This window comes from Neobacillus drentensis (genome assembly GCF_036962765.1).
Lineage (GTDB): Bacteria > Bacillota > Bacilli > Bacillales > Cytobacillaceae > Neobacillus > Neobacillus drentensis_C.
Map to the genome: position 1 here is coordinate 1 of NZ_JBALOS010000135.1, position 11,864 is coordinate 11,864.

The 11,864-nt window shown below is 41.7% G+C and carries 9 protein-coding genes; 4 read left to right on the top strand and 5 right to left on the bottom strand.

Annotation, left to right across the window (positions count from 1 at the left end):
- Nucleotides 1-160: 160 nt before the first annotated feature.
- Entirely contained in the window at nucleotides 161-1,738 is a 1,578-nt protein-coding gene (locus tag V7137_RS17225; RefSeq protein ID WP_335699230.1) for a phytoene desaturase family protein, read from the bottom strand.
- Between the two features lie 273 nt (nucleotides 1,739-2,011).
- Nucleotides 2,012-2,533 (bottom strand): cupin domain-containing protein, encoded by a 522-nt coding sequence (locus tag V7137_RS17230; protein WP_335699231.1) that lies wholly within the window; start codon nucleotides 2,531-2,533, stop codon nucleotides 2,012-2,014.
- A 530-nt stretch (nucleotides 2,534-3,063) separates the two neighbouring features.
- Here V7137_RS17230 and V7137_RS17235 point away from each other — a divergent pair.
- The 3 genes from V7137_RS17235 to V7137_RS17245 are packed head-to-tail and all read left to right on the top strand — an operon-like array spanning nucleotide 3,064 to nucleotide 6,239.
- Complete coding sequence (locus tag V7137_RS17235) at nucleotides 3,064-3,618, top strand: biotin transporter BioY (RefSeq protein WP_335699232.1); 555 nt, start codon at nucleotides 3,064-3,066, stop codon at nucleotides 3,616-3,618.
- Nucleotides 3,619-3,676: 58 nt separating this feature from the next.
- Complete coding sequence (locus tag V7137_RS17240) at nucleotides 3,677-5,143, top strand: AMP-binding protein (protein WP_335699233.1); 1,467 nt, start codon at nucleotides 3,677-3,679, stop codon at nucleotides 5,141-5,143.
- Nucleotides 5,139-6,239, top strand: coding sequence for an acetyl-CoA C-acyltransferase (locus tag V7137_RS17245; protein ID WP_335699237.1), 1,101 nt, complete (start codon nucleotides 5,139-5,141; stop codon nucleotides 6,237-6,239). Before V7137_RS17240 ends, V7137_RS17245 begins: the two co-directional genes overlap by 5 nt.
- 311 nt (nucleotides 6,240-6,550) lie before the next feature.
- Here the strand turns inward: V7137_RS17245 and V7137_RS17250 are convergent, their stop codons facing one another.
- The 3 genes from V7137_RS17250 to allC form a co-directional block, all read right to left on the bottom strand.
- Nucleotides 6,551-7,009, bottom strand: a complete 459-nt coding sequence (locus V7137_RS17250; protein WP_335699234.1) for a DUF523 domain-containing protein — start codon at nucleotides 7,007-7,009, stop codon at nucleotides 6,551-6,553.
- Nucleotides 7,010-7,330: 321 nt separating this feature from the next.
- Nucleotides 7,331-8,584 (bottom strand): pyridoxal-phosphate-dependent aminotransferase family protein, encoded by a 1,254-nt coding sequence (locus tag V7137_RS17255; protein ID WP_335699235.1) that lies wholly within the window; start codon nucleotides 8,582-8,584, stop codon nucleotides 7,331-7,333.
- Nucleotides 8,585-8,597: 13 nt separating this feature from the next.
- Nucleotides 8,598-9,794: an allantoate deiminase gene (gene allC / locus V7137_RS17260; RefSeq protein ID WP_335699238.1), complete on the bottom strand. Its 1,197-nt coding sequence runs from the start codon at nucleotides 9,792-9,794 to the stop codon at nucleotides 8,598-8,600.
- Between the two features lie 255 nt (nucleotides 9,795-10,049).
- Here allC and V7137_RS17265 point away from each other — a divergent pair, with 255 nt between their 5' ends.
- Nucleotides 10,050-11,651 carry a PucR family transcriptional regulator gene (locus V7137_RS17265; protein ID WP_335699236.1) on the top strand — a complete coding sequence of 534 codons (1,602 nt, stop codon included), beginning with the start codon at nucleotides 10,050-10,052 and terminating at the stop codon, nucleotides 11,649-11,651.
- Nucleotides 11,652-11,864 lie beyond the last annotated feature (213 nt).

Below are 11,864 nucleotides of genomic sequence, written 5' to 3' on the forward strand. Positions count from 1 at the left end.
CTTACGATGGACAAAACTCACCGTAGAACCCATAGATTTGTCTTTCATAGGCACCACGTTGAAGGAAACATCTCTTATTCCCTTATTTGTAAAAAAGATCCCTACTTCCAACTCGGAAATAGGGTCTTACCAAAGATTTTTTTATATGAGTAAATGATTTTTATTGTGACAGCAGCTTCTGAGCGACGATATAGCCTGATCCGCCATTGACTCCGTGTCCTGGCCAGGTTGCGGCCCCGAGCATATACACATTTGGAATAGCTGTCTGATGACCTGGCTGACCTGGTAATGGTCTAAGAAGATAGCTTTGGGCCAAATCGTGGGCGCCGCCGTAGGGATCACCTGGTCCTGAGTTTGGGTTAAACCTGGCTATCGTGTCGGGTGTGACAACATATTTTCCGATTACCGCACTTGGGATGTTTGGAATATGCTTACTTACCACATTTAATACCCGTTCCGTAAACCGCTCAGTTAAATCATGGGTCCAAGATCCATCTCCCACATCGATTAGGTTGGCCGCATCCCCACGCGGACGAATTGGCACTTCCAGCACTTGAACACGCATAATAGCCTTTCCTTTTGGAGCACGCGTTGGATCAAGGTTAGTTGAGCAGTCGACCGTAAAGGTAGGATTAGCTGGGAGCAAATCGGCTGCCCCTTGGGCAATCGCTAGAGTAAATCCGTCCAGACCATCTGTTAGGTGCGGTTGCCCAACACGGTTAAACCGTTTATCGGGCCAGTTTGGCGGTTCATTAAGTGCTAAATGAATTTGGACACACCCCCTGCCATATCGAAACTGTTTTGCTTGTGCACGAAGTGGTGGTGAAATCTCCGTATCAGCCAAGAGTGAGAGATAAAGTTGGTCAGGTGTCGTTGAAGCCACGACTGCCTGCTTGGCACGATATTTTTTCCCCTTTGCGGTTCGTACGCCAATCGCTCGACCGTTCTCCACTAAGATTCGCTCAACATGAGTATGTGTTAGAATCTCACCGCCTTGATCCTTTATCAGTTGCGATAAGGCCTGAACGAGTTTCTCACTGCCGCCTTCCGGTATCGGCATTCCTCCACCCATCAGTGCCAGCACTGTCAGTGGTACCCAAATCCCGCTTCCGACTTCATCCGGTGTGCGGCCAAGGTGTGTAACCCAGGATGCCAGCATCGCCCGAGTCACCGGTGACTTAAGAGAACTGACCGTATTGCGGGCGGTTGAAACTAGCGAGGCAGCGAATGGCGAATAACCCGCCCCGCCCCCATCGTGTAGCAAGCGCTTTAGGATAGGTGCAGCTTCAGAGCTAGAGAGATCCATATTGAATAAACCAAATACATCCGTGACATATGGATTTAACTTTTCAAACATGCCAGCCAGTGCTGCTCCGTCACCAGGGGACAGCCGTTCCGCTTCAGCGATGAGCTCTTCAAATGAACTAGGCAGGACGGCCGTTCGTCCGTCTTCCATCGATACACCGGTCGGCAGGTTCGTATTTACATACCGAAGCCCGCGTGCTTCTAGGTCTTCTCTTAGTTCAGCGTAAGCTGGTCCCGTTGTAAAGAGAGGATGTGCCGCAGCATACACATCATGTTTAAACCCTGGCAGCGTCAACTCTTCAGTGCGCAGAAATCCACCCGGGCGATCATTCTTTTCTAATACAAGAACACTGCGACCCGCGCGTGTTAAATAGGCAGCGGTTATTAAAGCGTTATGGCCGCTGCCAATCATAATGACATCAAAGTTTTCCATCCTATCTCTCCTTCTATATGATCAATCCATACATACGTAAAAAGATATTCTGATGTCTGGATACTAAGTACTAAATCTAGTACATCTTTTAAAAATTTTTAAAGCACCTCATACCTTTAGGGAGCTCCATCAAGTGCAATCAATAGAAAAGGGTTACACTCGTCAAAAACGAACGTGTAACCCTTCTTGAAGCTGCGGCTATACTATTGTTATCTGATAAACCATCGGATTTAGATTTTGGTACACACTACTCTAATCCTTCATTAAACTCCCTTACTCAGGCAGCTCTTTGTAAGCTAATTTCATAATGATCTCCTGATGCTGCGGATATTTTCCCAGCAGTTCATCCTGTGTAAACAATTCAAAGTCTTGAAATTCGAAGCCGGGCGAAACCATGCAGCCAACTAGGGAGCAGGTATCCTTTTCCGTGACGGACGATCCAAAGATTGAATTTTTCTTCACTATGATTTGCGGTACCTCACCCTTATCGAGGTCCAAGCCTAACTTCAATTCCTCGTACTCGCCATTTTCATGGATGACATGGATTGTCAGTGAACTACCGCCATGAAAGTACCATAGTTCGTCCGATTTGAGGCGATGGAAATGGGAAACTTCTTCTGAGGGTAATAAAAAATATATACTCGTGTAAAGTTTACGTTCCCCTTCAAAATTCGCGGATAATTCTTTATCCGTAACCAGTTCATCGGACACAAACGTACTTTTGTAATAACCACCTTCCGGATGTGGGTTTAGGCCAAGCTTCGACACCCAGTTATGTAAGTCATTTAAAGTCATCTTAAAATCCCTCCCTTCCCCTATAATATTACATCAAACCGAAAGGAATAAATATTTCTCCAACATATAAAAATTTCAGTATCTTTTCTGGATTTCTTGTTTAAGAAATAAAAAAGAGGTACCGTAGTAACCTCCCCCATACCACATTCTCAATTCATCTTATTTCTTAGGTATTCCTCAAATATGATTTTTCTTTTTTTTAAAAATTTAGTGTTTTTCTCATCCAAAAAAGATTTGTAAAGTTTTCCTCCTTGTAGCTGAGTGATAAACTGATTGGCATCTGCCTCAGTTCTTCTATGATGTTTCAAAATGCGTCAAATACTGCTAGAAAACAAGATACAGGTACTCAGTTGAAATTATTTAGGGCTGCTACTTCTCTCGTTCAAGTATCCCCAAAGCTTGGTCAATCTAATAATTCATCAACAATATCAAATGTTAACCTAACAAAATAATAGGTTGACATTAATTAAAAATCAATTATAAAATGAATATTGGAAATAACAGATTTATATTATAATAGGAGATGAATTATGAAAATTTTACACATTACATATGTCGCCTTATTTGTTGCTATTATGGGGGCTCTTGGCGTAGTTCCACCGATTAATCTATCCTTTACTCCTGTACCGATTACACTGCAAACCTTAGGAGTTCTTTTAGCCGGTGGAGTTCTTGGAGCGAGATTGGGAGCATGGAGCATGTCCGTTTTCTTATTAGTTGTAGCAGCAGGATTGCCTTTATTGTCTGGCGGACGCGGTGGTTTTAGTGTATTCGTCGGGCCAAGCGCAGGCTATTTGCTAGCTTACCCGCTGACAGCTTTTGCTGTGGGCTATCTAATCTCCCGTTATCATACATTAAAGCTGCATAATATTTTACTAGTTAATCTAACAGTCGGAATTTTTCTCATCTATTTAATAGGGGTTCCGGTCCAAGCATTTATGATGCATATACCAGTTCTTAAAGCAGCTAAGCTATCCCTTATTTATATTCCAGGAGACGTGATCAAAGCCACTATTGCATCCATTTTAGTGTTTAGATTAAAAAAATCTCCAGCGATTCAACGTCAATTAACAAAAGCTAGTTGAGACACAGTATTTGTGTCTCTTTTTTTCTAAAATCACTCTTTAAGAAGGGAGAACATACGTGACTGCTATTATAGAATTCTATCAACAACATGCAAACGAGTTCCCTGAGAAAATGGCCATACAAACCCACTCTGAAAAAATAACCTATCGAACCTGGTCGGAACGAGTCAATCAGACAGCCAACTGGCTTCATTCTCTTTCGCTTCCAAATCATACAGTCGGTATTCTTCTGCCAAATGGGATCCCGTTTCTTCAGCTCTTTACAGGGGCTTCTGCTGCCGGCTGGACAGCGGTTCCGTTAGATTTAAAATGGAACCATGCTGAATTAACAGCCCGAATAGGCATTGCTAACCCTTCTATCATCATTACTACAAATGAATTACATAATGAGGTCGTAGAACTTCATACAAATGTGTGGAGTTGGGAGGATTGTCTTTTAGAAATCATTCAATTTCCTACAATTCGTCCTAATTTAGAAGTAAGTCATCTTCCTTTTTATATGGGATTCACTTCTGGTACAACCGGTAAACCAAAGGCGTTTATTCGCAGTCAAGCTTCATGGGCAGCAAGCTTCGATTGTTCACGTCTTGATTTTCATATTACTAAGGAGGATACAGTTTTAATTCCCGGAAATTTGGTTCACTCTCACTTTTTATATGGAGCCATCAGCACCTTGTCGATAGGTGGAACTGTACATTTATTAGACAAATTTTCTTCTGCCCAAACCGTTTCGCTCATTGATGCCGAGCCGATTACCGTTCTTTATGTCGTTCCAACAATGGTGGCAGCACTTTTAAAAGAAGGTCGGAAAATCCGAAAGATGATAAAATTCCTTTCCTCTGGAGCCAAATGGGAGGAACATTCTAAAACAGAAATACGAAAGCTTTTTCCAAATTTAGAAATGTACGAGTTTTACGGAGCAAGTGAGCTAAGTTTTGTTTCGGTTCTTTCGGATGAAGACTCCAAACGGAAGCCAAATTCAGTTGGGAAGCCTTGTCATAATGTGGAGGTACAAGTACGTCTACTTAATGGTAGGTTGGCAGGAGCAAATGAACCAGGGAAAATTTTTGTTCGAAGCAGCTTAATTTTTGCTGGTTATCTTGATGAACGCGGTGATGTTAAACTCTTTCAGCAGGATGCAAATAGCTGGATGACTGTAGATGATATGGGTTACCTGGACGAAGAAGGTTACCTCTACATTTCCGGCCGCGAGAAGAACATGATCATCTATGGCGGCATTAATATTTTTCCCGAAGATATTGAAAGAGTTATTTCTTTTCATCCACTTGTCGATGAGGTGGCTGTAATTGGGTTATACGATTCCTATTGGGGGCAAATCGTGACAGCTGTCGTAAAAGGCAATGCTACTCAAAAAGAATTGAAAAAATTATGCCGAAAACATTTATCCTCCTTTAAAATACCACGAAAATGGTTTTTTGTTGAGGAACTCCCCCATACTGTGAGCGGAAAAATAGCCAGGGCTGGGGTAAAACAATTATTGGAAGGGATGGTGACCAGCCATTAAGCGGGCCGTAATCGTTAATGCCAAACGTTCTCCTATCGGCAAAAAAAATGGAATCCTTAAAGATTACGCGGTACATGAATTAGCTTCTCCCCTAATACGACAGCTTTCTATTGGTTTTGAAGGAATAGTGGATGATGTCCTTTTAGGAAATGTCACAGGTCCTGGTGGAAATGTGGCCAGATTGTCGGCCTTAGAGGCAGGTCTTTCCCTCTCTGTACCAGGGGTCACGCTCGACCGCCAGTGCAGTGCTGGTCTCGAGGCGATTCGAATGGCTTGTTATCTGATACAAGGAGGAGCAGGACTCTGCTATCTTGCAGGCGGAGTGGAAAGTACGAGTACTTCTCTGTTTCCAGCAAAAGCTAGATTTTCCCCCGATTTTATCGGTGACCCTGATATGGGCAAAGCAGCCGAATATGTAGCACAAAAATACGGAATCTCAAAAGATGCACAGGATAGCTATGCTCTTCTTAGCTACGAACGGAGCTGGGAAGCCTATGAACATGGTCATTTTGAAAAGGAAATCATTCCGTTTGGTCATATTGTCCATGATGAAGAATTTTTTAAAAAACGGAACATGACGGCTCTACTTAAACGAGCAAAACCGATTTTTACAAATGAAAACGGAACGGTTACGGCAGCAAATAGCTGCACCATCAATGATGGAGCTGCTGTTGTAACGGTTATCGAAGAGGAATTGGCATTAAGCCTGGGTTTGCTGCCCGTTCTTCGCTTTATAGACAGCCAGGTGGCTGGAGTCCATCCAAATTATCCTGGTGCTGCCCCTATACCGGCAATTAAAAAGCTTTTGGAACGAAACAATCTAAGAATTGAAGAAATTGATTTGATGGAAATAAACGAAGCCTTTGCCTCAAAAATAGTGGGTTGTTCTCAAGAGCTATCCATCCCATATGAAAAGTTAAATGTGTCAGGAGGAGCACTTACCATCGGACATCCTTACGGGGCATCGGGTGCGGTTTTAGTGAACAGGCTTTTTTACGAGGTACAACGGAAGAATAATGTAAAATACGTCCTAGCAGCAATCGGAAGCGGCGGCGGTATAGGCGTAGCCGTATTGTTTGAGACAATGGTGAATTAATTGAAAAAGTAGAGAAACAAATAAAAAGGAAGCGAGGGTGGCTTCCTTTTTTATTTAACCAATTCAATCCTGGCAACGCTTCACAGTGTGTGGAGTGTAATTGACAACACATTTGATGTTGGTGGGTTTATCAATGTCCAACGGCTCAGATTATTAAAACTTACTTAAGCAACAATTGAAGGTTAAAGTCCCCGTTTGAATGAGCTAAGTCTTATTCAGTTATGCCATTTTGCCGAAGTTACAGAAGTTTATTTTCATAGTAGTATAAAAGTGTCTCTACTTCATACAGAAACGCCAATGTTAGTTGAGAACTAAAGGAAGGTTTCAGCAAATTGTTCTTCTGAAATTACTTTTAGCCCATTTCTTTTTAATAATGCAGAAGTAACTCCCATCCCCTCAATTTTTTTACCATTAAATTCGCCGTTATAAATCTTTGAACTGCCACAGGATGGGCTATTCTCCTTGAGAACCACTATAGTCGCTGTTATTTCTTTAGCTTTTTCGAGTGTAGCATATGCTCCTTTTATGTAAAGTTCCGTAACATCTTTACCTGATTTATCAACTACTTTAGCCTTTCCATCCAGCACATCTTCTCCGTTTCCACCTATTATTTCAGCAGGTACTCTGGGAATTGAAAATCCCCCAAGTAATTCTGGACATATTGTAATAGCTTTATTTTCTTCTACTAGTTTTCTTATTTTATTATTTAAACAATGCGTTCCGTTATATCTCACCTCTAACCCAGCTAAGCAAGAACTCACCAATATCATTTACTAACCCCCTTAAATCCTTCTTATTAATTTTTACCAAATATCACCTTGTTCAACTAACATACCAGTTACTAAAAAAACGGCCCCACTAAATGTAGAAACACACCCGTTAACGCAATGGATCAGGGTTAACACATCGATTGTTATCTACGATAAATCATTTCACTATTAGCTGGTTTTGAATTAGAAAAAAGAGCTGCCCTCGCAGCCCTTTGTTAAATATAAGCACTTTGATACCCATCCAATTAGGCGCAAAAATCAGTGCTTCACCACCGAGAATGAAAATGTATTGCATCCGTCCATACTGGTTCCCCAACACTTCTATTTCAACGCTAACAAATGATTATTTTCCACCGCATACATATCAAGCGCAGCCTGCAATGCTTGTCCACGATTTACGTTTACCCCGTGGCGAATTAAAACGGCTTCTAATGCACCTAGTACTGAAAGAACATTTTCCCTTCGGCAGCTATATCCCATCGTTCCAATTCTCCATATTTTCCCATGGAGCGGTCCAAAGGAGGAAGCTATTTCAATACTAAAGGCATCGAGGAGCATTTTTCGAACTGATTCACCATCTAGAACGCTTGGAATTTCGATACAAGTGACACATGGCAGTTTATGTTCGGCATCACCAAATAGTTTCAAGCCCATTGCCTCGAGACCTGCGACTAACGCTGATTCGTGATATTTATGGCGGTCAAATCGCTGTTCAAGTCCTTCTGCTAAAACCAGGCGGAGCCCCTCGTACAAGGCGTAAATCATCGATGTGGCCTCTGTATGATGGTTGAGTCTTCTTGGACCCCAATAATCTTGTAGCATGCTTAAATCAAAATAATTGCTGGCAATCGGATGTCGGCTTCGGGAATAGCGCAGATCCTCCTCTGTCGCTATCCCGCGTTCGACCTTTTTACGAGCAGAAAGGATGCTTTCAATTCGTTCGTTAAACGTGATTGGAGCCATCCCTGATGGAACGGACAAGCATTTTTGGGTACCGCCAATGATGCCGTCAATACACCATTCATCGGTTTTAACTTCCACACCGCCAATCGAGGCGACAGCATCTACCACGAGCAATACACCCATTTCACGGCATGCTAGGCCAATTTCTTGAAGAGGCTGCATTCGTCCTGTGGATGTCTCTCCATGAACAATCGCTAAAATTTTCGGTGCTACTCTTTCTATTTCATCGATGACCGTTTGCGGATCAAACACTTCGCCCCACGGGCATTCCAGTGTATAAACTTCCGCTCCATATCTTTCACAAATCTCTACTAATAAATAACCGAATCTTCCAAAAATAGGAACGAGCACCCGGTCTCCTGGTTCAATGATGCTGCAAAGAATCGCTTCATTTCCGGAACGCGAGGTGCCATCGATGGGAAAAGCCCAGCGGTTCTTTGTTTGAAATACTTGACGAAGCATTTCCATGACTTGGTTCATGATATCCGTAAAAGCGGGATCAAATTGTCCTAAAATAGGTGTGCTCATGGCACGTAATACCCTGGGGTCGACTTCAACCGGTCCGGGTGTCATAATGGTGCGCATTGGTGTGTGCAGCTCTGAAAATGCCATTTCTAACAACTCCTTAATATGCTAGTTTATATAATACTTCAGTTAATAGGTCGATTCCTGTTTCTAACTCTTCCAAACTGGTAAATTCTTTTGGTGAATGGCTGATTCCATTTTGGCTTGGGACAAATAATAAGGAGGTGGCGCATTCCGTACCAAATACTTGGGCATCATGCCCAGCACCCGAGATCATTTCCTGATAACGGTAGTTTTTTCGCTCTGCGATTTCTCGAGCCCAGTCACACATCTCCTCATCCATCTTAACCGGTTTTACATCCATCCATTGAGTGATGGCCACTTCCATATTTAAACTTTCAGAGAATCGTTTAAACTCCGTAAAGATCTCATGGCAATACTGATCCATAATATTTTCCTGATGGTGGCGGATATCCAGGCTAAACTCTACCTCACCAGCAACCACATTCGGCACATTCGGTTTGACGTGTAACCTTCCAACCGTTGCCACTAATTGCGGGTCGGTAGCCTTCGCTTTTTCAGTTAAAAAGGAAATAAAATGGGCCGCTGTACTGACTGCATCCTTCCGATACTGCATCGGAGTCGTCCCCGCGTGGTTACTTTCCCCATTGATGTGAATGGTAAAACGGCGCTGTCCGACAATATGGGTCACAATCCCAACCTGATTCTGATTTTTTTCGAGAATCATCCCTTGTTCAATATGAATCTCAACAAACCGTTCGACATCATCCCGAATAGGAGGTGTATAGTTATCGGGGTCAAAACCCGCTTGTTTCATTGCTTCTAAAAATGGAATCCCCTCTGAGTCTTTAACCTCTTTGACCAGGTCAAGTGTGTAAGCACCACTGATATTTCTCGACCCCCAAAAGGTGAGCGGAAACCGGCTACCCTCTTCTTCACATAAAGAGACCACTTCGATCGTTTTCTTTGGGGAACCATATGCTTGAAACAGCCTTAATACAGCAATGAAACTAGCAATAATTCCATAGGCGCCATCGTATTTCCCGCCATCTACTACCGTATCAATGTGAGAGCCGGTCAAGATTGTCTTCTCGTTTGATTCCGTCCCTGGCAATCTTCCAAATAAATTGCCGACACTGTCAAAATACGTATGCAAGTTCGATTGGTCCATGATATTTTTTAATGCCAGCTGCGCCTCCAGCCAGGATGATGTATATAAAAGTCTAGTTACTCCCCCATTCTCTGTTTTTCCAATAGAAGCAAGCCAGTCAATCATTGCTCCTACCTGACCTTTTCCCAAAAACTGTCTATCTATTTGAATGGCCACCCACTTCACTCCTCGTCATTGTTGATGTTAGGTTTCCTAATATATAGCTGGTTATATTCTTAGTTTACATCCATTACAAATGAACTTCATTGGTGATATCGTAAAAATTATCTTAATTTTTTATGCAAATTAACTAAATCATGCTAATATAGATGAAAAATACACAATTTTCAGTGTTATGTTTCTACCTAAGGAGAGTTTCCCATGAACGTAAATGAAGTCCTAACGATTCCTCAATTAGAAGGAATGACCATAATCGCCGGAGAATCGGGAATTTCACGTGAAGTGGAATCAGTTAACATGATGGACGCACCCGATATTATTCACTTCTTAAATCAAAGTGAATTTCTCATCACGACCGCCTATCATTTCAAAGATCATCCACACAAACTTACTGAACTGGTTCAAGCCATGGCTGAGCAAGGCTGTGCTGGGTTAGGAATCAAGACGAAGCGCTTTTTAGATAAGGTACCGGATGAAGTTATCAATAAAGCAAACGAATTAGCCTTCCCCATCATTGAACTTCCAATAGATTTATCACTTGGGGAAATTGTCAATCATACGTTACGGGCGATACTCGATCAACGGGCCACTGAATTAACGCTTGCGCTTGAAACCCACAAGCACTTCACCAAAATCATTATGGAAGGTAAAGGGATTGAATTATTACTTCAAGATCTATCGCAAGTGATTCATCGACCGGTTCAATTAATTGATCAGCATTTCAAGCCGATCTATCAACGTAATAAGAACCTAAACTTTCCTTTACTATTGGATGGTCTCAAGATTCCTTCTCGGATGACCTCGCCTATTTCCCTGTCAGTCCGATCCACTAAACAAACGTGTACCTTATTTCCTGTCCACATCAGTGAAAAGAAAAAAGGTTTTCTGATGATTATGGGTGAGATTGAGAAAACCGATCATTTAACCTCATTAACCATTGAACAAGCTACCAATGTCATTTCGTTTGCACTGATGAAGGAACATGCACTAAGACAGCAAGAACGAAGTAATCGCAATGATTTCTTCCTTCAGTTTTCAGATGGTACTTTTTCTTCCCAAGAGGAAATCATCGGGCGAGCAGCGGAATTTTCATTAAAAAATGCTCAAAAGTACATTTGCGCGGTTGGTAAAATTGACAGGGACGACCAGCATGCTACCTATACCGAGCGACTTGAAAAAGCAGATGATATTTATGAGTTTATGGAAGGAGAAATCTTGGATATGACTCCTGTCATTCACTTTTTCACACATGGAGAATCTTGTATTCTTTTATTTGAAGTTCAAGAAACGATCTCAATTCCAGGCACTAATGCAGAATCTGCCTTACTCCAAATACAAGAAAAGGTTTCCAATTACTTTGGAAATACCATTTCTTTTGGTGTTAGTAATGTAAGTCATACTTTTCTTGATGTTAAAAATGCTTACAAAGATGCGGTAGATGCTCTATCACAAGGACAACTTTCGAAGAAAACAGCCTATATCCAAACGTATCATACGAAAGACGTGATGGAATTATTGCGAATGGTCCCCCAAGAGGAATTAAAGAATTTTTACACATTTGCTCTAAGCCCCTTTTCAGAGTCAAAATTAGAAGAAGAACAATCACTACTAGACACTTTATCGGTTTACTTAGAAACACACTGTCAAATATCCGAAACTGCCAAACGATTATTCGTTCACCGCAACACGGTCGTTTATCGAATTGAAAAGTGCGAGGAAATTCTCGGCAAAAGCCTAAAGGATTCCGAAACAACGATGCAAATTAGACTTGCCTTAAGGATCAGATCCTTGTTAGAAACATAAAAAAAGATTTTTTCAACTCAAGCACTTAGCAGCTTGAGTTTTTTTGTTTTTATACAATTACATAATTCGAAATTTAATTTTTAGCTGCATTGAATATTTCCAGTTTTTTAAACGAGCAGGTTACAAGAGAACTTTCCTATAAATATATTATGAAAAACAAATGTCCGGAGCTATTCCGTGGGTTTTGTCCTTCATACCGCTCATGAAAGACAA

What these genes read in the sequence shown, in the direction of transcription:
- V7137_RS17265 (WP_335699236.1), top strand. Translation starts at nt 10,050, where the DNA reads ATGAACGTAAATGAAGTCCTAACGATTCCTCAATTAGAAGGAATGACC.
- V7137_RS17255 (WP_335699235.1), bottom strand. Translation starts at nt 8,584, where the DNA reads ATGGCATTTTCAGAGCTGCACACACCAATGCGCACCATTATGACACCC.
- allC (WP_335699238.1), bottom strand. Translation starts at nt 9,794, where the DNA reads ATGATTGACTGGCTTGCTTCTATTGGAAAAACAGAGAATGGGGGAGTA.
- V7137_RS17225 (WP_335699230.1), bottom strand. Translation starts at nt 1,738, where the DNA reads ATGGAAAACTTTGATGTCATTATGATTGGCAGCGGCCATAACGCTTTA.
- V7137_RS17250 (WP_335699234.1), bottom strand. Translation starts at nt 7,009, where the DNA reads ATGATATTGGTGAGTTCTTGCTTAGCTGGGTTAGAGGTGAGATATAAC.
- V7137_RS17230 (WP_335699231.1), bottom strand. Translation starts at nt 2,533, where the DNA reads ATGACTTTAAATGACTTACATAACTGGGTGTCGAAGCTTGGCCTAAAC.
- V7137_RS17235 (WP_335699232.1), top strand. Translation starts at nt 3,064, where the DNA reads ATGAAAATTTTACACATTACATATGTCGCCTTATTTGTTGCTATTATG.